Annotated in this window: 24 protein-coding genes; 7 read left to right on the plus strand and 17 right to left on the minus strand. The window is 71.2% G+C overall.

Features of this window, described 5'->3' with window-relative positions; translation table 11 throughout:
- The first annotated feature begins 11 nt into the window (after positions 1-11).
- Complete coding sequence (gene glpK / locus QFW96_RS26420) at positions 12-1,514, plus strand: glycerol kinase GlpK (RefSeq protein WP_281458434.1); 1,503 nt, start codon at positions 12-14, stop codon at positions 1,512-1,514.
- Between the two features lie 354 nt (positions 1,515-1,868).
- On the opposite strand, the gene QFW96_RS26425 is transcribed toward glpK, so the two are convergent.
- Together QFW96_RS26425 and QFW96_RS26430 are read right to left on the minus strand one after the other, a co-directional pair.
- A complete protein-coding gene (locus QFW96_RS26425) occupies positions 1,869-2,261 on the minus strand; it encodes a thiol-disulfide oxidoreductase DCC family protein (RefSeq protein WP_281458435.1) in 393 nt (130 codons plus the stop codon).
- A 66-nt stretch (positions 2,262-2,327) separates the two neighbouring features.
- A complete protein-coding gene (locus QFW96_RS26430) occupies positions 2,328-3,731 on the minus strand; it encodes an NAD(P)H-quinone dehydrogenase (protein WP_281458436.1) in 1,404 nt (467 codons plus the stop codon).
- Between the two features lie 293 nt (positions 3,732-4,024).
- Here QFW96_RS26430 and QFW96_RS26435 point away from each other — a divergent pair, with 293 nt between their 5' ends.
- A complete protein-coding gene (locus QFW96_RS26435) occupies positions 4,025-4,495 on the plus strand; it encodes a gamma-glutamylcyclotransferase family protein (RefSeq protein ID WP_281458437.1) in 471 nt (156 codons plus the stop codon).
- A gap of 73 nt (positions 4,496-4,568) precedes the next feature.
- Here QFW96_RS26435 and QFW96_RS26440 read toward each other — a convergent pair whose 3' ends face one another.
- The 13 genes from QFW96_RS26440 to mbhE all read right to left on the minus strand — a co-directional run bounded on the left by QFW96_RS26440 (position 4,569) and on the right by mbhE (position 16,959).
- Positions 4,569-5,900 (minus strand): FGGY-family carbohydrate kinase, encoded by a 1,332-nt coding sequence (locus tag QFW96_RS26440; protein ID WP_281458438.1) that lies wholly within the window; start codon positions 5,898-5,900, stop codon positions 4,569-4,571.
- A complete protein-coding gene (locus QFW96_RS26445; protein WP_281458439.1) occupies positions 5,897-6,577 on the minus strand; it encodes an HAD family hydrolase in 681 nt (226 codons plus the stop codon). The genes QFW96_RS26440 and QFW96_RS26445 overlap by 4 nt, the downstream gene beginning before the upstream one ends.
- 112 nt (positions 6,578-6,689) lie before the next feature.
- The gene (locus QFW96_RS26450; RefSeq protein WP_281458440.1) at positions 6,690-7,373 is read right to left on the minus strand and encodes a hypothetical protein; all 684 of its coding nucleotides are present in this window, start codon (positions 7,371-7,373) and stop codon (positions 6,690-6,692) included.
- Between the two features lie 127 nt (positions 7,374-7,500).
- Positions 7,501-8,739: an amidohydrolase gene (locus QFW96_RS26455; protein ID WP_281458461.1), complete on the minus strand. Its 1,239-nt coding sequence runs from the start codon at positions 8,737-8,739 to the stop codon at positions 7,501-7,503.
- A gap of 131 nt (positions 8,740-8,870) precedes the next feature.
- Positions 8,871-10,136, minus strand: coding sequence for a M20 family metallopeptidase (locus QFW96_RS26460; protein ID WP_281458441.1), 1,266 nt, complete (start codon positions 10,134-10,136; stop codon positions 8,871-8,873).
- 398 nt (positions 10,137-10,534) lie between these two features.
- Positions 10,535-10,807 (minus strand): hypothetical protein, encoded by a 273-nt coding sequence (locus tag QFW96_RS26465; RefSeq protein WP_281458442.1) that lies wholly within the window; start codon positions 10,805-10,807, stop codon positions 10,535-10,537.
- A 198-nt stretch (positions 10,808-11,005) separates the two neighbouring features.
- On the minus strand, positions 11,006-11,353 hold the full coding sequence (mnhG, locus tag QFW96_RS26470; RefSeq protein WP_281458443.1) for a monovalent cation/H(+) antiporter subunit G: 348 nt from the start codon (positions 11,351-11,353) through the stop codon (positions 11,006-11,008).
- Entirely contained in the window at positions 11,350-11,616 is a 267-nt protein-coding gene (locus QFW96_RS26475) for an MrpF/PhaF family protein (RefSeq protein WP_281458444.1), read from the minus strand. The genes mnhG and QFW96_RS26475 overlap by 4 nt, the downstream gene beginning before the upstream one ends.
- Positions 11,613-12,161: a Na+/H+ antiporter subunit E gene (locus QFW96_RS26480; RefSeq protein WP_281458445.1), complete on the minus strand. Its 549-nt coding sequence runs from the start codon at positions 12,159-12,161 to the stop codon at positions 11,613-11,615. Before QFW96_RS26480 ends, QFW96_RS26475 begins: the two co-directional genes overlap by 4 nt.
- On the minus strand, positions 12,154-13,689 hold the full coding sequence (locus QFW96_RS26485; RefSeq protein ID WP_281458446.1) for a Na+/H+ antiporter subunit D: 1,536 nt from the start codon (positions 13,687-13,689) through the stop codon (positions 12,154-12,156). Before QFW96_RS26485 ends, QFW96_RS26480 begins: the two co-directional genes overlap by 8 nt.
- Positions 13,686-14,114, minus strand: coding sequence for a Na(+)/H(+) antiporter subunit C (locus tag QFW96_RS26490; protein WP_281458447.1), 429 nt, complete (start codon positions 14,112-14,114; stop codon positions 13,686-13,688). The genes QFW96_RS26485 and QFW96_RS26490 overlap by 4 nt, the downstream gene beginning before the upstream one ends.
- Positions 14,111-14,641, minus strand: a complete 531-nt coding sequence (locus QFW96_RS26495) for an MnhB domain-containing protein (protein WP_343231408.1) — start codon at positions 14,639-14,641, stop codon at positions 14,111-14,113. Before QFW96_RS26495 ends, QFW96_RS26490 begins: the two co-directional genes overlap by 4 nt.
- A 5-nt stretch (positions 14,642-14,646) precedes the next feature.
- Positions 14,647-16,959: a hydrogen gas-evolving membrane-bound hydrogenase subunit E gene (gene mbhE / locus QFW96_RS26500; RefSeq protein ID WP_281458449.1), complete on the minus strand. Its 2,313-nt coding sequence runs from the start codon at positions 16,957-16,959 to the stop codon at positions 14,647-14,649.
- A 381-nt stretch (positions 16,960-17,340) separates the two neighbouring features.
- Between mbhE and QFW96_RS26505 the strand changes: the two genes are divergently transcribed.
- From QFW96_RS26505 to QFW96_RS26525, 5 genes are all read left to right on the plus strand, one after another.
- Entirely contained in the window at positions 17,341-19,041 is a 1,701-nt protein-coding gene (locus QFW96_RS26505; protein ID WP_281458450.1) for a serine/threonine-protein kinase, read from the plus strand.
- A 66-nt stretch (positions 19,042-19,107) separates the two neighbouring features.
- The gene (locus QFW96_RS26510) at positions 19,108-19,917 is read left to right on the plus strand and encodes a purine-nucleoside phosphorylase (protein ID WP_281458451.1); all 810 of its coding nucleotides are present in this window, start codon (positions 19,108-19,110) and stop codon (positions 19,915-19,917) included.
- A complete protein-coding gene (locus QFW96_RS26515) occupies positions 19,914-21,536 on the plus strand; it encodes a phospho-sugar mutase (protein ID WP_281458452.1) in 1,623 nt (540 codons plus the stop codon). The genes QFW96_RS26510 and QFW96_RS26515 overlap by 4 nt, the downstream gene beginning before the upstream one ends.
- On the plus strand, positions 21,537-21,989 hold the full coding sequence (locus QFW96_RS26520; RefSeq protein ID WP_281458453.1) for a flavodoxin family protein: 453 nt from the start codon (positions 21,537-21,539) through the stop codon (positions 21,987-21,989).
- A 249-nt stretch (positions 21,990-22,238) separates the two neighbouring features.
- Positions 22,239-22,574 (plus strand): hypothetical protein, encoded by a 336-nt coding sequence (locus QFW96_RS26525; RefSeq protein WP_281458454.1) that lies wholly within the window; start codon positions 22,239-22,241, stop codon positions 22,572-22,574.
- 72 nt (positions 22,575-22,646) lie between these two features.
- On the opposite strand, the gene QFW96_RS26530 is transcribed toward QFW96_RS26525, so the two are convergent.
- Together QFW96_RS26530 and upp are read right to left on the minus strand one after the other, a co-directional pair.
- A complete protein-coding gene (locus QFW96_RS26530; RefSeq protein WP_281458455.1) occupies positions 22,647-23,816 on the minus strand; it encodes a glycosyltransferase family 2 protein in 1,170 nt (389 codons plus the stop codon).
- A 237-nt stretch (positions 23,817-24,053) separates the two neighbouring features.
- Complete coding sequence (gene upp, locus QFW96_RS26535; RefSeq protein WP_281458456.1) at positions 24,054-24,677, minus strand: uracil phosphoribosyltransferase; 624 nt, start codon at positions 24,675-24,677, stop codon at positions 24,054-24,056.
- Between the last annotated feature and the right edge of the window lie 261 nt (positions 24,678-24,938).

Here is a 24,938-nt window from a genome sequence, read left to right on the forward strand (position 1 = left end):
AGGTTTGAACGATGGCCTCGTACGTCGCCGCCATTGACCAGGGGACCACCTCGACCCGGTGCATGATCTTCGATCACTCCGGCAGGGTGGTCGCGGTCAACCAGAAGGAGCACCGCCAGATCTTCCCCAAGGCCGGGTGGGTCGAGCACGACCCGATGGAGATCTGGAACAACGTCCGCCAGGTGTGCGCGGGCGCCCTGGCCAAGGCCGACCTGGTCTCCACCGACATCGCCGCTTGCGGCATCACCAACCAGCGCGAGACGACGGTGGTGTGGGAGAAGGACACCGGCAAGCCGGTGTACAACGCCATCGTCTGGCAGGACACCCGCACCGACGAGATCGTCAGCGAGCTCGGCGCCACCGAGGGGCAGAACCGCTTCCAGGCCAAGACCGGTCTGCCGCTGGCGACCTACTTCTCCGGCCCGAAGGTGAAGTGGCTGCTGGACAACGTCGACGGGATCCGGGAGCGCGCCGAGAAGGGCGAGCTGCTGTTCGGCAACATGGACACCTGGGTGCTGTGGAACTGCACCGGTGGCCCGGACGGCGGACTGCACGTCACCGACCCGACCAACGCCTCGCGCACGCTGCTGATGGACCTGGAGACCCTGCAGTGGGACCCGGACATCTGCGCCGAGATCGGCGTGCCGATGTCGATGCTGCCGGAGATCCGCTCGTCCTCGGAGGTCTACGGGCAGTTCCGCGAGCGCGGCGTGTTCGCGGGCATCCCCATCGCCGGCATCCTCGGCGACCAGCAGGCGGCCACCTTCGGCCAGGCGTGCCTGTCGCCCGGTGAGGCCAAGAACACCTACGGCACCGGCAACTTCGTGCTGCTCAACACCGGCACCGAGCGGGTCATCAGCGAGAACGGCCTGCTCACCACGGTCGGCTACAAGATCGGCGACAACGACACGGTCTACTGCCTGGAGGGCTCGATCGCGGTCACCGGTTCGCTGGTGCAGTGGCTGCGGGACAACCTGGGCATGATCGGCAGCGCCCCGGAGATCGAGCAGGTCGCCAGCACCGTGGAGGACAACGGCGGGGCGTACTTCGTGCCCGCGTTCTCCGGCCTGTTCGCCCCGCACTGGCGCTCCGACGCCCGCGGCGCGATCGTCGGCCTCACCCGGTACGTCAACCGCGGGCACCTGGCCCGCGCGGTGCTGGAAGCCACGGCGTTCCAGACCCGCGAGGTCATCGAGGCCATGAACGCCGACTCGGGCGTTCCGCTGAAGTCGCTGAAGGTCGACGGCGGCATGGTGGTCAACGAGCTGCTGATGCAGTTCCAGGCCGACATCCTCGGCGTCCCGGTGATCCGCCCGGTGGTCAACGAGACCACCGCCCTCGGCGCCGCCTACGCGGCCGGCCTCGCGGTCGGCTTCTGGGGCAGCGAGGAGGACATCCGCAGCAACTGGGCCAAGGACAAGCAGTGGGACCCGTCCATGACGGACGAGGTCCGCGAGAAGCAGTACACCAACTGGCAGAAGGCCGTCACCAAGACCTTCGACTGGGTCGACTGACGCCGACGTCCTGACGACCCCAAGGTGGGGGAGGTTTTCATGAAAACCTCCCCCACCACCGTCTTCACACCCCCGACGAAGTTTTCATGAAAACTTCGCTCCCAGCCACAGTGGTTCGAACCCCAACCAAGTCCCTGACCAGGACTGATCTCTGTGGTGACGCAGTTTTCATGAAAACTTCCCCTACCCACGTTTCCGTTGTCTCGGTGCAGTTTTCATGAAAACTGTGCCTAGACCGAGAGGTTTCTGGTGGGGAGTTCACCCCCGGGGTGGGGGAAGTTTTCATGAAAACTGTGCGGACGTTTGTCCGTGGTCCCCTCGCGGCGTGTCCCTGGTGCCGTGTTCGGGGAGGGGTCAGTTGGGGTTTTGGGGGCGTTGGTCGGGTGGGAGTTGGCAGGCCGGCGTGGCGCCTGGGAGGCGGTGGCGGTTGTCGGCGATCCAGCGGTAGGTGCGGGCGGCGATCACGCGGACGAGGGGGGCCGCGACGAGGTGGCCCAGGAGCGGCCAGGGGGCTCGGGCGGCTTTGAGGAGTTCGGCGACGGCGGCCGCGCCGCCCGAGACCTCGCCCTCGGTACCGACCCAGAGGACCTCGTGGCGGGCCCTCGTCTCCGCGATCCCCAGCTCCGCGAGGTCCGCCTCCTGCCAGGGTTGGACGTGCATGCGGACCGGGAGGCGGACGGCGAGGCGGACGCTGCGGGTGCAGAAGCCGCAATCGCCGTCGTAGATCAGGACCGGCCGTTCGGGCATGGGTCCATTCTCCTCCGCGGAGGCCGCCGAGTCAGTCCAGGTCGCCCGTCAGTCCAGGTTCCCGCGTCAGTCCAAGTCGTCGTGGCGCATGAGGAGGCGGCCGGCCTCGGTCAGGGAACCCGACAGGGACGGGTAGACCGAGAACGTGTTGGCCAGATTGTCCACCGTCACCTGGTTCTGGACCGCGAGCGCGATCGGCAGGATCAGCTCGCTGGCGTTCGGCGAGACCACCACGCCACCGACGACCACGCCGGTCTGCGGGCGGCAGAAGACCTTGAGGAAACCGCGCCGCAGCCCTTCCATCTTGGCGCGCGGGTTGGTGGCCAGCGGCATCATCACCGTGCGGGCCGGGACCTCGCCGCTGTCGATGGCCTGCTGGCTGATGCCCACCGTGGCGATCTCCGGGTGGGTGAACACGTTCGCGGCCACGGTCTTGAGCTTGATCGGCGTGACGCCCTCGCCCAGCGCGTGCCACATCGCGATGCGCCCCTGCATGCCGGCGACCGAGGCCAGCAGCAGCAGGCCGGTGCAGTCACCGGCGGCGTAGATGCCGGGAGCGCCGGTCCGCGAGACGCGGTCGACCTCGACGTATCCGCCGCGACCGGGCTCGATGCCGACCTTTTCCAGGCCGATGTCGCTGGTGTTGGGCACCGACCCGACGGTCATCAGCGCATGGCTGGCCTCGACCGCGCGTCCGTCGGCGAGGTGGATGATCACGCCCTTGTCGGTGCGCTCCACCGACTCGGCGCGCGCGTGCTTGACGACCTCGGTGCCGCGCTCGGCGAACACCTCCTCCAGCACGGCGGCGGCGTCGGCGTCCTCGTGCGGCAGCACGCGGTCGCGGGAGGAGATCATCGTGACCTTCACGCCCATCTCGGTGTAGGCGGAGGCGAACTCCACACCGGTGACACCCGAACCGATGACGGCCAGGTGCTCGGGCAGTTCCGGCAGGTCGAAGAGCTGGCGCCAGGTCAGGATCCGCTCACCGTCGGGCTCGGCGCCCGGCAGGATGCGGGGCGTGGCGCCGGTGGCGATCAGCACGACGTCGGCGGTGAGCTCCTCGAAGGTGCCGTCGGCGCGGTCGACGCCGATCTGGTGCACCGCCATGCCCGGGGTCGGGTCGGTGAAGCGCGCGCGACCCGGGATGATCTTGACGCCTTCGCGGCGGACCCGGGAGCGGATGTCGGCCGACTGGGCCAGCGCCAGGCCCTTGACCCGGCCGTGCACCACGGCGACCTCGACGTCGGCGTCGCGGGAGGAGGTCCGGATGCCGAGCTCCTCGGCGTCGCGGGAAGCCGAGCGAGCGCCGGCGGAGGCGATGAAGGTCTTCGAGGGAACGCAGTCGTAGAGCACGCAGGCGCCGCCGAGACCTTCCGGCTCGACGAGCGTGACGTCCGCTCCGTTGGAAGCGGCGACCAATGCCGCCTCGTAGCCCGCCGGGCCGCCTCCCATGATCACGATGCGGGTCACTTCGCGCTCCTCCTGAGTCCGTCCGGCCGAGGGGCACCCGTTGCCGAGCGGGGCACCGGCCTCACGGTACGCCGCGACGGGTCCGGTCAAACCGGGTGGTACCACCCGAGATGGGTGATCGTGGCGAACACCACTCCCACCCCCGGACACCGCGAGTGATCGTCGTCAGGTGCCCAGTGACATCGGTGGCCAGCGACATCGGTGACCCGGTCGAGCGGGGGCTGAGCGAGAAAACCACATTCGTGCCGTGGTCCGGTCCGCCTTTCGGCCCTCGGATCGCTACCCTGTGGGGCGTGCCTCTGTACGCCGCGTACGGATCCAACATGGATCCGGCCCAGATGTTGAAGCGCGCCCCGCATTCCCCGCTGGCGGGAAGCGGCTGGTTGATGGACTGGCGGCTGACCTTCGGCGGCGAGGACTACGGCTGGGAAGGCGCCCTCGCCACGATCGTCGAGCAGCCCGGCTCGCAGGTCTTCACGGTGCTCTACGACGTGAGCCCCGAGGACGAGAAGAACCTGGACAACTGGGAGGGCGCCGAGCTCGGGATGCACAAGAAGCTGCGGCTGATGGTGCAGACCCTCGACGGTCCCGTGCTGGCGTGGCTCTACGTCCTCGACGCCTACGAGGGCGGCCTGCCCTCGGCCCGCTACCTCGGCGTCATGGCCGATGCGGCCGAAGCGGCCGGCGCCCCCGAGGACTACGTCGAGCGGCTCCGGAAGCGCCCCTGCCACAACGTCGGCCCGGGTTCTCCTCGCGAGCTGTGACGACCGGTCGTGGCCGCCCGCTGAGCCCCACGCACTCGGAACGCCGGTTCCGCCGCGCTTCTCGACCGAGCGTCTAGAGCCAGTCGCGGGCGCGGAGTTCGGCTGCGAAGCGGTGGTGCGCGTCGTCCAGGCAGGTCACTTCGGCGGGATCGGGTTCGACGAGGTCGCCGGGCGGGACCATCTCGGCCGCGGCCGTGCTCAGGTCCGGGTGGATCGAGCCCGTGGCCGCCAGCAGCGCGGCGCCCAGAGCGGTTCCCGCGCCGCGCACCCGCAGGACCGGCCGGTCCAGGACCGAAGCGCGGATCCGGCACCAGGCCGCGCTCCGAGCCCCGCCGCCCGCCGTGCGCACCGGCCCCTCGACGACCGCGCCCAGGGTGGCGAGGCGTTCCAGCGCGAGTCGTTCGCAGAACGCGATGCCCTCCAGGCGTGAGCGGTGCTCGTCGACGCGGTCCTGCGGCGTGCCGATCAGGAACGCCTCGGCGTCGGGCGCGGCGAACGGGAACCGCTCACCGCGCCCGCGAAGCGGGTAGTGCAGCACGCTCGCCGGTCCGCGCGCCAGCGCCGCGGCGTCCAGTTCGGGCAGCTCCCCCGGGTCCACATCGGACAGTGCCGAGCCGCCGATGTTGGCGGCGCCGCCGGGCAGCCACCTGCCTTCGGGGTGCAGGTGGCTGTAGACCACGCCCGCCGGATCGTGCACGAGCTTCTCGGACACGCCCTTGAGCACCAGCGTCGTGCCCAGCACCGTCACGAACTTACCCGGGTCGACCGCACCGGTGGCCAGCTGTCCCGCGCACCCGTCGGTCATGCCGGCTCGCACCTCGCAGCCCACCGGCAGTCCGGTGACCGCGGCGGCCTCGCGGCTCACCTGGCCGAGCACGGCGGTGGGGCGCACGACCCGCGGCAGCAGCTCTGCCGGGGACTCGGCCGCCCACTCCCCCGCGACCGGGTCGTACCCGCTCTTGAGGGCGTGGCTGCTGTCGGTGGCCACCGGGTGACCGACCAGTGCGTGGGCGATCACCTCGGGCGTGTGGCAGATCTGCTCCGCCCCCGCCGGGAGGTGCTCCGCCAGCCACGCCACCCGCGCGCGCCGGTCGTCGTACATCAGCGCCGGGCCGACCGGTTCGCCCCGGCCGTCGACGGCGACGACGGTGCCGGAGGTCGCCGAGATCGCCAGCGCGGTGATCCCGCTGCTGCGCGCGCCCAGGACCGCGGTGCACTCGGCCAGGCAGTCGCGCGCGGCGGGCCACCACGCGCGGGCGTCCTGCTCCGAGCGCCCGCCCGGGGATCGCACCGGGGCCGGCAGGGCCCGCGAGGCCTGGGCCAGCAGAGCACCGGACGGGTCGTGGACCTGCACCCGGACAGCGGCCGTGGCCACGTCGACACCGGCGACGAGGTCGCCGGTCATGACGCCAGCTTCTCCAGCGCGGCCGGGAGCTCGGCGAGCGAGCGCACCGCGACGTCGGGTTCGGCGAGCTGATCGGGCGTGGGAGCCGGTGGCGCCTCACCGCGCAGCACCCACACCGTCCGCAGGCCGACGCGCTGGGCGCCGCGGACGTCGGTGTCGAGCCGGTTGCCGACGTGCACCGCGCGGGACGCGGGAACCCCGGCCTCGTCGAGGGCGTGCTGGAAGATCCGCGGGTCGGGCTTCTCGGCGCCGACGGTCTCCGAGATCGCCCAGACGTCGACGTGCTCGGCGACGCCGTCGCGGCGCAGCGCGTCGACGACGACCGCGCGCTGGTTGGCCACCACCGCGATCCGGTGGTGCTCGCGGATCCGGCGCAGCGCGGGCAGCACGTCGTCGTGGAGCGCCTCCGGTGGGTACTCCCAGTACCGCTCGGCGCGTTCGGAGAGCTGAGCGCGGTCGTGCGAGACGAGGAAGCGCCGCGCCACCGCGGTGCGCAGGGAACCGCCCTGGGCCTGCCTGCGCTCGTCGTAGAGGCGCAGGAAGTCCTCCTCGGCGACCTCGCGCCCGTCTTCGGCAGCGAGTTCGCGGGTGGCGCGCAGCAGCGCGTCGCGGTAGGCGGCGTCGTCGTAGACGGGGCCGCCGACGTCGAGCAGCACGAGGTCGATCGGTTCCGGCACGTCCGGTCCTTCCGCTCGCGGTCCACCAGGACCGGGATGGCACCTTCCTGAGTCAAAATAACATCGTTGTCGATGTATTTAACAGCATTGACTGTGATATCTACCAGGGTCTTCACAGCGCGACCCCCGCGACGGTCGGGTGCGCCCACGCGAGCTCCAGCAGCGCGTAGGCCTTGCGGGTGCCGCGCCGGTCGCGGCGTCGGGCCAGCCGCTCCCCGACCAGCGCGCGGAAGTGCTCGGCCCCGGAACCGAGCCGGCACAGCGCGCGCTCCAGGCAGTCCAGCGCGCGGCGCTGCGGGCCCGTGCACAGCACGTCGGCCAGCGCCACGTCCAGCGCTTGGACCCGCAGCCCGTCGAGCTCGATGACGTCGGTCTCCCGGAACCAGGCGTGGTGCACGACCAGCTCGTCCCGCGACCGCACGTCGCGGTCGTAGGGCACGGTCACGTGCACGGCTTCGTCGTCGGCCGGGCCGCAGCCGTGCATGGCCACGGCCGTCGGGCCGGAGATCACCGCCTGGTCCCCGGCGCGCAGCAGCGCGGCGGCCGCCCGCGCCATCGGGTCGTCGCTCAACGCGGCGGGCAGCACCACCCCGCCGAACGGCTCGACCCACGACCCGGCGGCCAGGGCCTCGGCGAGCTCGTCCGAGCCGAGCAGCAGCTCGGCCTCCTCACGTGGGAGGGCACCGTGCCGGGACAGCGGGCTGCGATCGGTGCCACTGGAGTCCGGGCTGCTGGGGTCCGGGCCGCTGGGGTCGGGGGCGGGCAGGAACTGCGGGCGGTCGATGTAGGTCCTCATGCACATACAGAGGCGCGAACCCCGCCCACAGATACACCCCGGCCCGGATACACCTCGATCAGGCGAAGTTTCCGCTGACCGGCGCCTGCTCAGCCGCCCAGCGCCTGCTCAGCTGCCCAGCGCCTGCTCAGCTGCGCAGGGCTTGGAGGGCCGTGTGGACCATCGTGCGGACGCCCACCAGCAGGGCGCGCTCGTCGAGCGTGAACGTCGGCTGGTGCAGGTCCTTGATCCGCCCGCTGCCCGGGTGCACGCCCAGGCGCGCGAACGAGCCCGGCACGTGCTCCAGGTACCAGCCGAAGTCCTCGCCGCCGGAGGACTGCGGGGTATCGGCCTGCGCCTGCTCGCCCAGCGCGGCGGTGATCCCGGCGCGCATCAGCTCGGTGCTCTCCGGTTCGTTGACCACCGGCGGGACGCCGCGGCGGTGCTGCAGGTCGAAGCCGACGCCCAGCGGCGCGAGCAGCGCCTGCACCAGCTCGTGGACCAGCGGTTCCAGCTTCGCCCAGGTGTCGCGGTCGGCGGTGCGCAGCGTGCCGGTGAGCACGCCGTCCTGCGGGATCGCGTTGGGTGCCTCGCCCGCGTGCACCGCGCCCCAGGTCAGCACGGTCCCGGTGCGCGGGTCGACGCGGCGGGACAGCAGCGTGGGCAGCCCGGTGATGACGGTGCCCAGCGCGTGCACGAGGTCGGCGGTGAGGTGCGGCCGCGAGGTGTGCCCGCCGGGCGAGGTGAGCCGCAGCTCGATCAGGTCGCTGGCGGAGGTGATGGGGCCGACGCGGGTGCCGACGCTGCCCGCGGGCAGCCGCGGGTCGCAGTGCAGACCGAAGATCCGGTCGACGTCGTCGATCCGGCCCGCGGCCAGCACGTCCAGCGCACCACCGGGCATGACCTCCTCGGCGGGCTGGAAGATCATCCGCACGCGGCCCGGGAAGTCGCGGTTGCCGGCCAGGGCGCTCGCGGCGCCGAGCGCGACCGCGGTGTGCGCGTCGTGGCCGCAGGAATGCGCGACACCGTCCACTGTGGAGGAGTAGCTCAGGCCGGTGGCCTCGGTCAGCGGCAGCGCGTCGATGTCGGCGCGCAGCGCGACGGTCGGGCCGGGCGCATTCCCCTCGATGTCGCAGGTCAGCCCGGTCCCGATGGGCAGCACGCGGGGCGCGAGCCCGGCGCGGGAGAGCTGGTCGGCGAGGAACGCGGTGGTGCGGTGCTCGGCGCGGGAGAGCTCCGGGTGGGCGTGCAGGTGGCGGCGCCAGGCGACCACCCGGTGCGCGTGCGCACCGAGCCAGGCGTCCAGCCAGGCGGGCCCGCGGCCCGCACCGAGGTCGGGCACGACGGAATCCACACTGGATTCGAAGCGGGAATCCACGTCCGCCATCGTGCTTTCGGTCGCGCCGATCGGCTCGTCAGCCACCAGCGTCGCCGGAGCTCCGGACCTCTCCTCGACCACAGCCGAACCTTCGCGGTTCGGGAACTGACCCGGGTCCGGGCCACGAGAATCCACCACGGTCACGCCACGCCTCCCGACGTGCAGAACTGTTCGGTCGAACCTTCCCGGGCGCGGTCGTCCACCCCGGCGAGCAGCCGCGCGCGCTGCGTGCCGTCGAGCCCGGCCGCCAGGGCGGTCCAGGCCATCGCCACCGCCCCGTCGAGGACCGCTCGGTCCGCCGAGGGCGTGGCGCAGGCGGCGGCGAACTCCGCCTGGTGGTTGACCGCGTCTCCGCATTCCACCGCGATCATCGGGTGGATCGCGGGCAAGGCCCTGGTCACGTTGCCCATGTCGGTGCTGCCGATGACCCGGCCCCGCTCAGTGCTCCGATCGAGCGGTTCACGCCCGAGATCGGTGATCGCGCGACGGTACGCCTCCGACAACCAGTGGTCGCAGGCCAGCTCCGCGTAGACCGGGGAGATCTGCACGATCTCGTGCGCACATCCGGTCGCCGTCGCACCCGCCTCGAAGCAGGCCCGGATGCGGTTCTCCAGGCGCTGCAGGGAGCGCGCTTCGGCAGCACGCAGGTTGTAGACCGCCGCGGTGCGCGCGGGCACGATGTTCGGCGCCGCGCCACCCTCCGTGACGATACCGTGCACCATCTGCTGCGGCTCGAGGTGCTGCCGCAGGAGTCCGATGGCCACCTGCGCGACGGTGAGCGCGTCGGCGGCGTTGCGGCCCAGCTCGGGCGCCGCCGCGGCGTGCGCGGCGCGGCCGGTGTAGTGGACTTCGAGGTCGGTGATGGCCAGTGAGCTGGGCAGGCAGACGTCCTCGGGGCCGGGGTGCACCATCAGCGCCAGGGCGACGTCGTCGAAGAGACCCGCTTCGAGCATGAGGACCTTGCCGCCGCCGGTCTCCTCGGCGGGCGTGCCCAGCAGTCGCACGGTCAGCCCGGCCTCGTCGGCGACGTCGGCCAGCGCGAGGGCGGCTCCGACGGCGGAGGCGGCGATCACGTTGTGCCCGCAGGCGTGCCCGACCTGCGGCAACGCGTCGTACTCGGCGCAGATGCCGACGACGAGGTCACCGCTGCCGCGCTCGGCGACCAACGCGGTGTCGAGGCCGGCGACCGGGGTGCGGACGGTGAAGCCGTGCTCGGCGAGCAGGTCCGCGACCTTGGCGACGCTGCGGTGCTCGGCGAAGGCCGTCTCGGGCTCGGCGTGGATGCTGCGGGAGAGCCCGGTCAGCGCCGCCTCGTTCCGGCGCACGACGTCGCGGCAGCGGTCGCGGAGCGCGGAGGAACCGGGCTCCTCGGACGCGCTGTGCTCTTCGGGCGGGGTGGTACGCATGTGCGTTCATCCTGCATCAGCCCGATCGCTGGCGCGGCCCGAACACGCTTCGTGGAGACCACCGGTAGTCCTGCTGCGCCGAACGGGTGGCGGGACTTCAGCTGGGCAGAAAAGGGGGAATTCCCATTATTCCCGGAGGGGTGGCGAAAATCGCTGGTCAAGCCGGTCATTTCAACCGCGGAACTGGGAATGGGGTGTGGGCCGGCACCGGTCGGGGGGCTTCCCGGTGCCGACCCACGTCTTTGTGGGCTACTCACCCGAGAAGCGCACGGAATGACTCCGCACGCGATCCGGTGTGAAAATCCCACAGCTTCGCCGTCAGGTCTAGTCCATGACGGAAATTGATAGCAAAGAAAGCGCTAAAACCGACCTGCTGGTCTGATATTTATTCGGATTCCCTACTTCTTCTTCTCGAAGAACAACATCGGCTTCTTCCGGAGCTTGCGCGAAAGCAGCACGATCCCGATCAGCACCACTCCCGCGACCCCCATCGCGGTGCGCTGGTTGCGCTCGGCATCGGTCTCGCGCTCCGGAGCGGGCGCCTCCGGCGTCGGCTGCTGGGCGACCACCGCGACCGGCGCCGCTTGTGCCGGGGCCTCCGCGGTCAGCGGCGTGAACAGCAGGGATAACGCGATCGCGACTCCCGCGAGCAGGCGGCCGATCCCCCACATGATGGCTCCACATCCTTCGCGTCGCGCCGGAGATCCGACACATCCGGGTCGTGCTGAAGCGACCCCATCGGGGGTCACCCGTTCCGGTCGGAGTCGATCATATCGAACACGCGTCGGGAGCGAACGGGTCGCGTGAACGCGATCGACTGCCACCTCTGAGGACAGTCCTCGATCGACCGCGCCGCGACAACCGCCGGTTCAGCGAACCCCGGGTTCACGATCGATGCGGTCACCGAGTTCATCGATGATCAAAGTGTCCCGTTCCACGCTTCCCGTGCGGTAGGCGGCGCGACCGACCAGTTGTGCCAGCACCGGGGCGGTGAGCATCTGGAACAGTCCGACGAGGATCAAACCGGTGGCGTAGACGAGGTCGAGCTGCACGCCGGTTCCGATCAGGATCAGGATCAGGCCCAGCGTCTGCGGTTTCGTGGCCGCCTGCAGCCGCGCGGTGACGTCCGGGAAGGTCAGCAGACCGATCGCGCCGAACAGGCACGACAGCGCACCGCCGATCAGGCAGATCGCGGAGAAGACGTCCGGGAAGCTCATCGGTACGGCTCCTTCTTCTCGATCAACTTGGCCGTGCTGATCGACCCGATGAAGGCCAGCAGCGCGAAAGCCGCCAGCAGCGCGATGTTCGACCCGTCCTGCTGCAGGCCCATGCCCACGCAGCTGCCCGCCACGATCAGGGTCACCAGCACGTCGACCGACACGATCCGGTCCAACGTGGTCCGACCGCGCAGCAACCGGACGACGACCAGCAGCCCGGCCACGCCCAGCAGCGCGAAGGTCACGGCGAAGACCCAGCTCATCCCGCACTCCCCCTGACCAGGTCCCGTTGCGCGGTGGACCCGACCGCCTCGACGACCAGCCGCTCCAGGAACCGCACCTCGCGGCGCACCGAGTCCTCGTCGCCGGGACGCATGCCCAGCGCGTAGACGTAGCAGGTGAGCTCGGCGCGGTCGATCTGCAGCACGAACTTGCCCGGCGCCAGCGACACCGCGCTGGCCACGATCGCGATGAGGTGGTCGGAGTCGGCGTGCAGCGTGGTGGCCACGATGCCCGCGGTCGTGGCGCGCCGGTGGGCCACCGCCTGCCAGGCCACCCGGACCGTGGAGATCACCAGGTCCCAGGCCAGGTAGGCGGCCAGCCGCAGCAGCGGCACCGGGCGCAGCACCATGCCGGTGCGGATCATCGGCAGCGGGAACAGCCACGTCACCAGCAGCGCCACCACGACCCCGAAGAACAGGGTGCCCAGGTCGAAGCTGCCCCACAGCAGCACCCACACCACCGTCAGCCAGCACACCAGCGGCAGCCTGCGCAGCGCCCGCTGGCGGCGGGTCATCCGCTCACCCACCGGAACCACCTCCCAGCACCGCGGTCCGGTAGGTCTCGCCGTGCATCAGATCGCCCGCCGCGCGACCCGCGATCTCGCCCAGCGGGCCCGCGACCAGCGCGATCACCAGGCTCGCGACCACCAGAACCCCGGTGGCGGCCAGCATCGGCCGGTTGGAGCTCGCGGTGCCCACGACCAGCTCGTCGGTCGGGTCCGGGTCCGGCGCGGGCGCCTTGACCTGGCCCCAGAACGCCCGCGTCCACACCCGCGCCATCGCGTACAGGCTCAGCAGGCTGGTCAGCACCGCTCCCGCGGTGACGGCGTAGCCCGTGGTGGTGCCGCTGCCGACACCGGCCTGCAGCAGCGCCAGCTTGGCGACGAAACCGGAGAACGGGGGCACGCCGGCCAGGCTCAGCGCGGGCAGCGCGAACAGCACCGCGATCAGCGGCGTCGCCTTGGCCATGCCGCCCATGCGGGTCAGCGCGACCGTGCCGCTGTGCCGCGTGATCAGACCGCTGACCAGGAACAGCGTGGCCTGCACGGTGATGTGGTGGACGACGTAGAGGATCACGCCGGTCAGGCCGATGACGTCGTAGACGCCGAGCCCGAACAGCATGTACCCGATGTGGCTGACCAGCAGGAACGACAGCAGCCGGTTGAGGTCGTTCTGCGCGAGGGCGCCCAGCGCGCCGACGATCATCGTGACCAGCGCGATGATCAGCATCAGGTTCCAGCTCTCGGAGTGCGCGAACACCAGGGTCTGGGTGCGGATCAGCGCGTAGATGCCGACCTTGGTCAGCAGCCCGGCGAACACGGCGGTGACCGGTGCGGGCGCGGTGGGGTAGCTGTCGGGCAGCCAGAAGTGCAGCGGCACCATCGCGGCCTTCACGCCGAACACGATCACCACCAGCAGGGCCAGCGCGACCTGGAGGCCCTGCGGCAGCTCGGCGACCTTGCCGCCCAGGTCGGCGAGGTTGACCGTGCCGGTCGAGGCGTAGACCAGCGCGATCATGGTGATGAACAGCAGCGACGAGGCGAGGCTGACGATCGTGTAGGTCATGCCCGCGCGCACCCGGGTGGCGGTGGTGCGCCGGGTGATGAGCACGTACGACGAGCTGAGCATGATCTCGAAGGCGACGAACAGGTTGAACAGGTCGCCCGTGAGGTACGCCAGCGACACGCCCGCGCACAGCATCAGGTACATCGGGTGGAAGGTCGTGCTGGAGCGTTCCCGGCCGTAGTCGGTGATGCGCTGGCCGATCGAGTAGATCAGCACCGCGAAGGTCACCACCGAGGACACCAGCAGCAGCAGCGCCGAGAGCCGGTCGGCGATGAGCGTGATGCCGAACGGCGCGGGCCAGGCGCCCATCTGCAGCACGACGGGGCCGCTCTGGTCGGAGACGTGCAGCAGCACCGCCGCGTCGGCGATGATCACGCCGAGCACCAGCAGCCCGAGGAGTCGCTGCAGGTCGGCGAAGCGGCCGAGGGCGAGCGAGAGCCCGGCGGCGGTCAGCGGGAGCAGGACCGGCAGGGCGACCAGAACCGTCACCGGGCGGCCTCCTTCGCGGGTTCCTCTCCTTCGGACACCACGTCGGTGTCCTCATCGGACTCCATGCGCTTCTCCAGGCGCTGGATCCGGCGGTCCTCGACGTCGTCGCGGACCTCGTCGTGGCCGAGCAGCGTCCACGAGCGGTAGGCCAGCGCGAGCAGGAACGTGGTGAGCGCGAAGGTGATCACGATGGCGGTCAGCGCCATCGCCTGCGGCAGCGGATCGGTCATCTCCTCGGGCAGGGCGGTGGTGAGCATGGGTGCGCGTCCGGGCGGGCCACCGGCGGTCTGCAGCAGCAGGTTCGACCCGTGGCCGAGGACCACGATGCCCAGCAGGATCCGCATCAGGGACCGCTGCATGAGCAGGTAGAAGCCCACCGAGTACAGCACCGCGATGACCGCGGCCAGCGTCAAGTTGATCGTCATCGCCGTCCCCTGGCTGCCGCGTGGGCGTCGGTCTCGATCCCGGATCCCAGCGTGCGCAGCAGGTCCAGCACCACGCCCACGATGAGCAGGAACACGCCGGTGTCGAGGATGACGCTGCTGACGAACTTGATCTCGCCGAGCAGCGGGACGGTGAACTTGTAGATCGCGGTCTCCAGCAGCTGGCCGCCGAACAGCAGCGGCAGGAACGCCGCGGCGCAGGCCAGCGTCAGGCCGATGCCGATCAGCACGGGCGGGCGCATCGAGACCACGGCGCTGTCGTCCATGCGACCACCGGCGAGGTAGCGCAGCAGGAACGCCTGCCCGGCCACCAGACCGCCGGTGAAGCCGCCGCCGGCGCGGTCGTGCCCGGCGAACAGCAGGTAGATCGACAGCACCAGCACCGTCGGGAACACGATGCGCGCGGCCAGCTCCAGCAGCACCGAGCGGGACTGGCCCTCGCGGCGGAAACCGGACAGCAGCCAGCGCTCGGTGGGCGCGTCCCAGTTGGTCCAGGAGCGGTGGGTCATCGGACTCACTTGCGCACCTCCTGCTGCTCGCGGCGCCTGCGCTCGTGGCGGGACGCCAGGATCAGGCTGGCCACGCCGGTGGCGGCGACCGCGAGGACCGCGATCTCGCCGACGGTGTCGAAGGCCCGGAAGTCCACGATGATCGAGTTGACGACGTTGGTGGCCCCGGCGCCCTTCTCGGCGTGGTCGATGAAGTACTCGCTGGCCTCGGGCGGGGCGTGCCGGACGGAGCTGAACCCGATCGCGGCCAGCGAGACGAACACCCCGGCGACGGTGGCGATGACCGCCTTGGGGATGCGGATGGACTTGGCGGTGTCGGCCTCGGAGAAGCGCTCCGGCAGGCGCCGCAGCACGAACGCGAAGGCCACCACGGTCAGCGTCTCCACCAGGAACTGGGCGAGCGCGAGGTCGGGGGCACCGTCCACGATGAACAGCCCGCCGATGCCGTAGCCGATGACGCCGACCAGCAGCACCGCGGTGAGTCTGCGGTGCGCGCGCAGCACGGCCAGCGCGGCGACGACCACGCCCAAGGCCAGCGGGAGCTGCATGAGGTTGTCGTAGGCGCGCAGGTCGTCGGGCACGGTGAACGAGACGAGCAGCGCCGATCCGGGGACGGCCACGACCGTCACCAGGATGATCCCGAGGTAGGTGGGCAGCGAACCCACCTGAGTCCGCGCGGTGACGGCGACCGCGACGCGCTCCAGCAGCGCGGTGATGCGCTCGTAGCCGCGCTGGGCGTTGAGCGGCTTGGGGATCCGGGTGCGCCACGCGGTCAGCGGGGTCCGCACCCGGTGCAGCAGCAGACCACCGGCGACGGCCAGCAGGGACATCGCCAGCGGGAAGTTCAGCCCGTGCCACAGCGCGAGCTCGGCGGGCTTGCCGGGCGAGTCGTAGGAGCGCGCGTAGCTGTCGGCGAGCTCGTGGGTGAGCGGGTAGGCCAGGCCCAGCAGCACTCCGCCGATCGCGGGCAGCGCGGTGGGGATCAGGGCCTGCATCTCGGCGGGTTTCACGGTGGTGGGCGCGAGGTCGGGCTTGGTGGCGAACGCGCCGAACCACATGCGCAGGCTGTAGGCGACGGTGAGCATCGAGCCGATCACCAGGACGACGTCGACGGCGACACCGGCCGGTCCGGTGAGGAACGCGCCGAAGGCGGCTTCCTTCCCGAGGAAGCCGAGCATCGGCGGCAGCCCGGCCATCGAGGCCGCGGCGAGCCCGGCGACCACCGCCAGCCACGGCTGGCTCGAAGCGAGCCCGGAGAGCTTGCGGATGTCGCGGGTGCCCGCCTGGTGGTCGATCATGCCGACGACCAGGAACAGGGTGGCCTTGAACAGGCCGTGCCCGAGCAGCATCGCGGCCCCGGCCAGCGCGGCGTCGTGGCTGCTCTCGCCGAAGAGCACCACGAGGAAGCCGAGCTGGCTGACGGTGCCGTAGGCCAGCAGCTTCTTCAGGTCGTACTCGTGCAGCGCCCGCCAGCCGCCGAAGAGCATGGTGGCCAGGCCGAACGCGATGGCCGGGTAGCGCCACTCGGGCAGCGATTCGAAGATCGGGCCGAGCCGCGCGATGAGGAAGACACCGGCCTTGACCATCGACGCGGCGTGCAGGTACGCGCTGATCGGGGTGGGCGCGACCATCGCGGCGGGCAGCCAGTTGTGGAACGGCAGCTGCGCGGACTTGGTGAACGCGCCGACCAGGATCAGCACGGCAGCCACCGAGACCGCGGTGCCCGACGGCGGGTGGGCGACGAGCTCGGAGATGCGGTAGGTGCCCGCGGATTCGCCGAGCACGACGAAGCCGAGCAGCATCACCAGGCCGCCGAGACTGGTGATCATCAGCGCTTGCAGCGCCGATCGCCGGGACTCGCGGCTGATGCCGGCCTGCCCGACCAGCAGGAAGGAGCAGACGGTGGTCAGCTCCCAGAAGACGTAGACGGTGGTGAGGTCGTCGGCGACGACGAGGCCGAGCATCGCTCCGGCGAAGGCCAGCAGCAGCGGCGCGGATCGGCGCGCGTCACCGCGTCCGCGGGCGAAGTAGGAGTCGGCGTAGATCAGCACCAGCACGCCGAGACCGCAGACCAGGATGGTCATGACCAGCGACAGCGCGTCGAGCCGGAAGCCGAAGTTCAGGCCGATCAGCGGGACCCAGGGCACGGTTTCGGTCATCGTGCCGCCGGCGAGCACCTGCGGGGTGCGGGCGAGCAGCCAGGCCGCCGCGGCGGCGGGCGGGATCGCGGCGATGAAGAACGCGGCGCGGGTGCTGCGACGGGCAACCAGCGGCAGGAGCAAAGCCACCACCAGGTGCGCGACGACGAAGCCGAACAAGGCACCTCCTCCACACCGCTGTTGTCATGCCGGCCCGGACTCGCCCGATCATTCGCCACCCGCTCGCTGCGCGCACCGCGACGCGATCTCCAGCGCCGCGGATGTCCGGAAGGTCCGACCGGTGACAACCTATCCGCAGTAGGGGGTTACGCGCCAACACCGCCGAACGGGGCGTCCTGGCCGCTGGGAGGCGGTTTTTCGTTGCGCCGAAATGACGTTCGGAGCTAAAGGGGTTCCGCGGCGCGACGGTTCGAGTGGGATTCTTCACGTGGCGTAACATCACCTCCCGACCTGGGCGATCAACCCGTCGTCGACGGGTTTTCGAGGGCCTTTGATCCCGTTCCGGCCCCGGCTGTCGGACCGAAGGTGGAAGATGTGGCCGTGCCCACCGAGAACCAAGACACCCTCGCCGGCATCGGCCGGCTGATCGCGGGCCGCTATCGGATCGAGCGCAAGCTCGGCGGCGGCGCGATGGGCACCGTGTGGTACGCCACCGATGAGCTGCTGCAGCGCCCGGTGGCCGTCAAGGAGGTCCGCCTCGCTCCGGGCATGCCGGAGGAGGAGGCCGCCGAACTGCGCGAGCGCGCCCTGCGCGAGGCTCGCGCCATCGCGGTGCTGTCCCACCCGAACGTGGTGACGCTCTACGACGTCGCGCGCGAGCAGGCCGAGCCGTTCGTGGTGATGGAACTCGTCCCGTCGCAGAGCCTGGCGGCGATCCTCGACGACCACGGGGCGCTGGACGAGCGGCAGCTGGCGGTGATCGCCGACGGCGTCGCGGCCGGTCTCGACGCCGCGCACCGGGCCGGGATCGTGCACCGCGACGTCAAGCCGGGCAACGTGCTCATCGGCGACGACGGCCGGTTGAAGGTCAGCGACTTCGGCATCTCCCGCAACGTCGCCGAGCACACCCTCACCAACACCGGCATCCTGCTGGGCACTCCCGCCTACATCGCCCCGGAAGTCGCGGCGGGCGAGGACGTCACCGCCGCCGCCGACCTGTGGGGCCTGGGCGCGACGCTGTTCGCCGCGGCCGAGGGCCGCCCGCCCTACGACGTCGGCGACGACCCGCTGGCCACGGTCACCGAGGTGGTGCGCGGGCCGGTCCCGGTGCTGCACCGGCCGGGCGTGGTGGGCGACGTGATCCGGGCGCTGATGGTCAAGGACCCGGCGCAGCGGCTGCCGCTGACGGAGGTGCGGCGCCGGTTGCAGCACCTGCTTCCCGAACCGGGCGCGCGGCCGTTCGCGATGCTGCTCGACCCCGACTCGCCGACGGTGCGCGTGCGGCAGCGGGTGCTGCAGCAGCACTCCTCCCACCAGCAGTCCCAGCCGTCGGTGCCGCCCGCTCCGCAGCTGACCGGGTCGGCACCGCTCGCGGCCGATCCGGGGCCGCCGCCGTTCACGCTGCACGACCCGCCGAAGCCGCGGCGGCGTCCCCTTCGGACGGTCGCGCTGGTGATGGCCGCACTGGTGCTGTTCGCGGGAGCGATGGTGGGTTCGTTCGTCGCGACCCGGCTGCTGGTCGGCGCACCGCTGGTTCCCGGGCGGGGCACCGAGCAGCCGACGACCCCCGCCGTGTCGCTGCCGCCGCTGGTGCCGAACCAGCAGGACGCCAAGCACTCGTCGGCGCCCAGCGGCGGCGAGTTCACCATCTCGGCGCCGTCGGGCTGGCGGCCGTTCCAGAGCGAGCGCAACGACCTGGCGAACAACTCGGTGGTGGCGTTCATCTCCGGCGACGGCACCACCGAGGTCGCGGTGCAGCGCTACGGCGACTACTTCGCCGACGGCGGCACGATGGACGACTACGAGGCGAAGGCCGGATCGACGCTCGGCGGCCCGACGTCGAGCGTCAAGCTCAGCCAGCCGTTCCACGGCGAGGGCGACACCCGCCGGGTGTCCTACGTGACCCGCGCCCACCAGCTGCTGACCGGTCCCGCCAAGGAGATCACCCGCTACAGCGAGGCGTCGCTGCAGCGCTCCGGCGACGACCTGTGGATCATCCGGGTGACCGGGGCCGCGGATCAGGCGGAGATGGCCCGGGCGCTCCTGGACCGCGTGGTCCCGACGTTCAAGCCCGGGACCTGAGCACTTCCCGCAGCCGACACCGGACGAGCACGCGTGGGAAATGCGGAGAGACTAAGCTGCCCGGCCGTGACCGCTACGAACATCACCGACCCGACCGCCACCGCTCACGAGGCCTCGGCGAAGCTCGCCGAGCTCACCGGTGTCGACAGCCACGACCTGGTCGTCGTCCTGGGTTCCGGCTGGCAGCCGGCCGCCGACGAGATCGGGACGCCGGACACCGAGATCGGCATGGACGAGCTGCCGGGCTTCGCCAAGCCGGGCGCCGTCGGCCACACCGGCAAGGTGCGGTCGGTGCCGGTGGGTGACAAGCGCGTGCTGGTCATGCTCGGCCGCACCCACCTCTACGAGGGCCACGGCATCGATCCGGTGGCGCACGGCGTGCGGACCGCGGTCGCCGCCGGGTGCCGGAGCGTGGTCCTCACCAACGCCGCCGGCGGCATCCGCGAGGGCATGCAGGTCGGGCAACCGGTGCTGATCAGCGACCACATCAACATGACGGCCAAGTCCCCGCTGGTGGGCGCGAACTTCGTGGACCTCACCGACCTGTACTCGCCGCGGCTGCGGGAGCTGGCGCGCGGCATCGACTCCTCGCTGCAGGAGGGCGTTTACGCGGGGCTGCCGGGTCCGCACTTCGAGACCCCGGCGGAGATCCGGATGCTGCGCTCGCTGGGCGTCGACCTGGTGGGCATGTCGACGGTGCTGGAGGCGATCACCGCCCGCTCGCTGGGCGCCGAGGTGTTCGGCCTGTCGCTGGTGACGAACCTGGCCGCGGGCCTGAGCGGTCAGCCGCTCAACCACGAGGAAGTGCTGGAAGCGGGCCGGGTCTCGGCGTCGCGGATGGGCCGGTTGCTGCGGTCGTTGCTGGAGGCGGCGTGACCCAGCCGGACGTTCGGGCTGCCGCGGAGCAGTGGATCGCCGACGACGTCGATCCGCTGGCTCAGGACGAGCTGCGAGGACTTCTCGACTCGCCCGAGCTGGCGGACCGGATGTCGGGCATGCCGCGCTTCGGCACCGCGGGGATGCGGGCGCCGGTGCGCGCGGGTGCGCACGGCATGAACCGCGCGGTGGTCGTGCGCACCACCGCCGGTGTCGCGAGCTGGCTGGTGCAGCAGGGGCTGGGCGGCGGGATCGTGGTGGTGGGCCGCGACGCGCGGCACGGTTCGGAGGACTTCGCCAACGACGCGGCGGGAGTGCTGGCGGCGGCGGGGTTCGACGTGCGGGTGCTGCCGGAGCCGCTGCCGACACCGGTTCTCGCGCACGCCACGCGCGCTCTCGACGCGGTGGCGGGCATCCAGATCACCGCGTCGCACAACCCGCCGCGGGACAACGGCTACAAGCTCTACCTGGGCGGCGGGATCCAGCTGGTGGGCCCGGCCGACACCGAGATCGAGGCGGCGATCGCCAAGACCCCCGCGGCGAACGCGGTGTCGCGCAAGCGGAACTGGACGGTGCTGGAGTCCGCTCAGGAGGACTACCTGGCGCGGGTGTCGGCGCTGCCGCGCGGCGGGGACCGCGAGGTGCGGGTGGCGGCCACGGCGTTGCACGGCGTCGGGGCGAAGACGCTGCGGAGGGCGTTGCAGCGCGCGGGTTTCGACGACGTGCACCTGGTGACCTCGCAGTCCGAACCGGACCCCGACTTCCCGACGGTGGGGTTCCCGAACCCGGAGGAGCCGGGCGCCACCGACGAGCTGCTGCGGCTGGCCTCGGACATCAACGCGGACCTGGCGATCGCGCTGGACCCGGACGCCGACCGCTGCGCGCTGGGGGTGCGGGAGGGCGAGTCGTGGCGGATGCTGCGCGGCGACGAGACCGGCGTCCTGCTGGCCTGGCACGTTCTCTCCACTTTGGACGAATCGGCGCCGGACCCCTTGGTGGCCACGACGATCGTGTCGTCCAGCATGCTGCGGTCGATCGCCGCCGAGTTCGGCGTCCGCTACGCCGAGACGCTGACCGGCTTCAAGTGGCTGGTGCGCGCGGGCGACGGCGAGGGCACCGGCCTGGTCTACGCCTACGAGGAGGCGCTGGGGCACTGCGTCGACCCGGAGCGGGTGCGCGACAAGGACGGGATCTCGGCGGCGGTGCTGGCCTGCGACCTGACGGCGAGCCTGCTGGCTTCCGGCGATCACCTGCTGGACCTGCTCGACGAGCTGTCCACCGAGCACGGCGTGCACGCCACCGGGCAGGTGTCGGTGCGGGTGACGGACCTGGCGGTGATCCCGCGGATCATGCGGCGGCTGCGCGAGGAGCCGCCGTCGGAGCTGTCGGGTGCGGAGGTGGAGGTCCGCGACCTGCTGCCGGACACCGACGCGCTGGTGGTCACCGGTGCGGGCGGGTTGCGGGTGGTGATCCGCCCGTCGGGGACCGAGCCGAAGCTCAAGTGCTACCTGCAGGTGGTCGAGCAGGTCGGCGAGCTGCCGCTGGCGCAGGCCAAGCAGCGCGCCGCCGACCGGCTGGAGGAGCTGACGCAGGCCGTGACCGCGCTGGTGGAGGAGTAGATGCCGACGCTGCTGATCGTGCACCACACGCCGTCGCCGGGGATGCAGGCGATGTTCGAGCAGGTGGTGGCCGGTGCCACGACCGACGAGATCGAGGGCGTCGAGGTGCGGCGCCGCCCGGCGCTGGGCGCCACGGCCTCCGACGTGCTGGAGGCCGACGGCTACCTGCTGGGCACCCCGGCCAACCTCGGCTACATGTCGGGGGCGCTGAAGCACTTCTTCGACACGATCTACTACCCGTGCCTGGATACCACGATCGGGCGACCGTTCGGGTACTACGTGCACGGCAACGAGGGCGTCGAGGGCGCGCAGCGCGCGATCGGGTCGATCACCACGGGTCTGGGCTGGCAGCAGGCCGCCGAACCGGCGGTCGTCCTGGGCACTCCGGAGAAGTCCGACCTGGAGTCCTGCTGGGAACTGGGCGCCACGGTAGCCGCGGGCCTGATGCCGTAGGTGGTCCCGGGACCACCCAGTTGATCTTGGTTGGCCTGTTTCGAGTAACCTGATCGTGTCGTCGGGGCGCGCCCCTTGACGACGGCGGGGCGCCCCGGACAGAGCCCGCCTTCCCTCATCACGTGCGATGTTCGGGGCGCCCCGCACCTTCGCTCATCGTAATCGGACGCGATGGCCCGGTTGCGACCGTCGAGCGATCGGCAGGACCTCCAGCAGCATTTCCGGGTCCGAACGCGTTACCCTGCGACAGTGAGTGAGGAAACGATCCGACTCGAACTCGATGACTCCGGCGTCTCCGTGGATCTCCCCAAGCCCCCTGGTCCTGACGACCAGGTTCAGGGCGTTCCGTACCGGCCGGTCGAGTTCCGCGACGACGACCTGCCGGCGGCCTTGGAACGATCCGCCAAGTGGCTTCGCGAAGCCCAGAACTGGCTCGGGGAACCCATCGACGTGATCGCAGTGCATCTCGATTACGACGACCGGGACGGCGCCCCGTACTACGACCTGAAGTTGATGTGCAACGAGGAGGACCTGGCAGGCGCGCCGATCGCCATGCGCAGGTTGCGAAGCGACTCGGTCGGCTGACCCGCTTCACCCTCCCAACTCGATGGCCCGGCCGGCTGTCCGGCCGGGCCTCTCTTCGGGTCCGACCGGCGACTAGAACGTCGACCGGCGTCCTTTCCACTGGTCACGACCCCGATGGGCGCGAACCGCGCCGTCGAGCAGCAGCACGCCGAACAGGGTCCCGCTGACCGGCGCGAGCGGCGCGAGCTCCGGGTTCGAGCGCATGAACCGGGCCGTCCCGGCGTGCGCGGCGCCCTGCGCGGCGCAGCCGAGCAGCCCCAGCGCGGTCAGCACCGGCCTGCGCCTGCGCCCCACCAGCACCGACAGCGGCGCGGCCAGCGACATCGCGATCTGGCCGAGGCCGATGGCCGCCAGCGTCGGCGCCGAGCCCTTGGTGCCGGCCACGAAGCTCTTCCGGAACGACGCCCAGCCCTGCCCGAACGGGTCCATACCGCTGGTGCGCAGGTGGTCGAGGCCGTCGACGGTGCGCGTGGTGCCGCCGTGGTCGCGCACGGCGGTGGCGATCGCGACGTCCTCGTTGCGGATCGCGGAGAACGCCGCCCAGCCGCCGACCTTCTCGTAGTGGGAGCGGCGCACCAAGATGCAGTGCCCAATGGCGAAGGCCTTTCGGCCCCGCCCGTCCGGCGAGGCGTTCTCCCCGATCAGCTGCAGGCCCGGCGGCATGAGCAGCGGCCAGGTGGCGGAGGGCTGCGCGGGCGGGCCGCCCGGGGTGGACACGAGGTCGGCCTCGACGGAGTCAGCGGTGGCCAGCAGGCGGCTGAGCAGCTCGGGCGCGGCGACCGTGTCGGCGTCGAGGAACAGCAGCCACTCCCCGGCCTCCGGCGGGCCGGACGCCTCCACGCCGACGTGCATCGCGTGCACCTTGCCGCCCCAGCCCGGCGGCGGCGAATCCACCCGGATCGGCACGACGCGCGGGTCGCGCCTGGCGGCCTCGCGCGCGATGTCGCCGGTGCCGTCGGTGGAACCGTCGTCGACCACGACGACCTTCAGCAGGCCGTCCTGACCGGCACCGTGGGTCTGGCCGGTGATCGAGTCCAGGCAGTCGGCGAGCACGGCGGCCTCGTTGCGGGCCGGGACGACGACGGTGACCTTCGGCGGGGCGACCGCACCGCTGCGGGGTTGGCGCAGCGGGACGATCGCGCGCGTCTGGCGCAGCGTCCGCGCGCTGCGGATGAGCACTCCGGCGGCGACCGCACCGAGCCCCCAGGACCAGCCCTTGGTGTGTCTTCGCGGTGAAACCACGCCCTCAGACTGCCACGAAAGGGGCAAAGAGGTGCTGTGCAAACGCCCGAACTGGTCTTGAACTTCGCGTTGCGCCGAAACCCCGCACCGGTTGCGAGCAGCTCAGAAACCCCAGCTCAAACGGCCCCACCGAAAACCGCGGTTTTCGACACGAGGGACTCGAACGGCCCTGTCTCGGACTGCGCTGTCTCGAGCTGCGCTGCCTCGGACTGCGCTGCTTCGGACTGCGGCCCCGCCTCAGACGGCGCCGTACTCGCGGTCTCCGGCGTCGCCGAGGCCGGGGACGATGTAGCCGGACTCGTTGAGCCGCTCGTCGATGCTCGCGGTCACCACGCGCACCGGCAGTCCCGCCTCCTCCAGGCGCTGGACGCCCTCGGGGGCGGCGAGCGTGCAGATCGCGGTGACGTCGGTGGCGCCGCGCTCGACCAGCAGCTCGATGGTGTGCACCATCGATCCGCCGGTGGCCAGCATCGGGTCGAGCACCAGCACCGGGCGGCCGGTCAGGTCCGCGGGCAGCGACTCCAGGTAGGGCGTGGGCAGCAGGGTCTCCTCGTCGCGGGCGAGCCCGACGAAGCCCATCTGCGCCTCGGGGATCAACCGGTGCGCCTGGTCGGCCATGCCCAGCCCGGCCCGCAGCACCGGCACCAGCAGCGGCGGGTTCGCGATCCGGTAGCCGGTGGTCTTGGCGACCGGCGTGTGGATCGGCTCCTCAGCCAGCTCGGCCTCCCGCGTCGCCTCGTAGATCAGCATGAGCGTCAGCTCCTGCAACGCGGCCCGGAACGCAGCGCTGTTGGTGCGCGCATCGCGCATCGTCGACAACCGCGACTTCGCCAGGGGGTGATCCACAACCCGAACATCCATGACCGACAACAGTAACGACCAACCCCCACCCCAACACGACCGACGTGCACAAACGTGTCCCCAGTCGCACGTCCCCGCCCCAACCCCCACGACGTTTCAAAAGGAACGCGACCAAGACGACCCAAGCTTCGGTAGAGGCGACCCACTACGGGTACGTTTCGATAGGCAGGGGAAATTTCTTCTGAAATTGGCAGACCCCACAACGCGAGAAAACCCCAAGACGAAGCCAATTTCAGGAGAAATTGCCACTCCGCACGCAAG

Origin of the sequence: Saccharopolyspora ipomoeae (genome assembly GCF_029952525.1) — a bacterium.
Classification (GTDB): Bacteria; Actinomycetota; Actinomycetes; order Mycobacteriales; family Pseudonocardiaceae; genus Saccharopolyspora; species Saccharopolyspora ipomoeae.

Excerpts from the sequence above, each read along its gene's own strand:
- QFW96_RS26475 (WP_281458444.1), bottom strand. The coding sequence starts at position 11,616 with ATGAGCTGGGTCTTCGCCGTGACCTTCGCGCTGCTGGGCGTGGCCGGG.
- QFW96_RS26495 (WP_343231408.1), bottom strand. The coding sequence starts at position 14,641 with ATGACCCACCGCTCCTGGACCAACTGGGACGCGCCCACCGAGCGCTGG.
- QFW96_RS26425 (WP_281458435.1), bottom strand. The coding sequence starts at position 2,261 with ATGCCCGAACGGCCGGTCCTGATCTACGACGGCGATTGCGGCTTCTGC.
- mnhG (WP_281458443.1), bottom strand. The coding sequence starts at position 11,353 with ATGAGCTTCCCGGACGTCTTCTCCGCGATCTGCCTGATCGGCGGTGCG.
- QFW96_RS26520 (WP_281458453.1), top strand. The coding sequence starts at position 21,537 with ATGCCGACGCTGCTGATCGTGCACCACACGCCGTCGCCGGGGATGCAG.
- QFW96_RS26465 (WP_281458442.1), bottom strand. The coding sequence starts at position 10,807 with ATGTGGGGGATCGGCCGCCTGCTCGCGGGAGTCGCGATCGCGTTATCC.
- QFW96_RS26490 (WP_281458447.1), bottom strand. The coding sequence starts at position 14,114 with ATGACGATCAACTTGACGCTGGCCGCGGTCATCGCGGTGCTGTACTCG.
- QFW96_RS26460 (WP_281458441.1), bottom strand. The coding sequence starts at position 10,136 with ATGCGTACCACCCCGCCCGAAGAGCACAGCGCGTCCGAGGAGCCCGGT.
- upp (WP_281458456.1), bottom strand. The coding sequence starts at position 24,677 with ATGGATGTTCGGGTTGTGGATCACCCCCTGGCGAAGTCGCGGTTGTCG.
- QFW96_RS26450 (WP_281458440.1), bottom strand. The coding sequence starts at position 7,373 with ATGAGGACCTACATCGACCGCCCGCAGTTCCTGCCCGCCCCCGACCCC.
- glpK (WP_281458434.1), top strand. The coding sequence starts at position 12 with ATGGCCTCGTACGTCGCCGCCATTGACCAGGGGACCACCTCGACCCGG.
- QFW96_RS26440 (WP_281458438.1), bottom strand. The coding sequence starts at position 5,900 with ATGACCGGCGACCTCGTCGCCGGTGTCGACGTGGCCACGGCCGCTGTC.
- QFW96_RS26455 (WP_281458461.1), bottom strand. The coding sequence starts at position 8,739 with ATGGCGGACGTGGATTCCCGCTTCGAATCCAGTGTGGATTCCGTCGTG.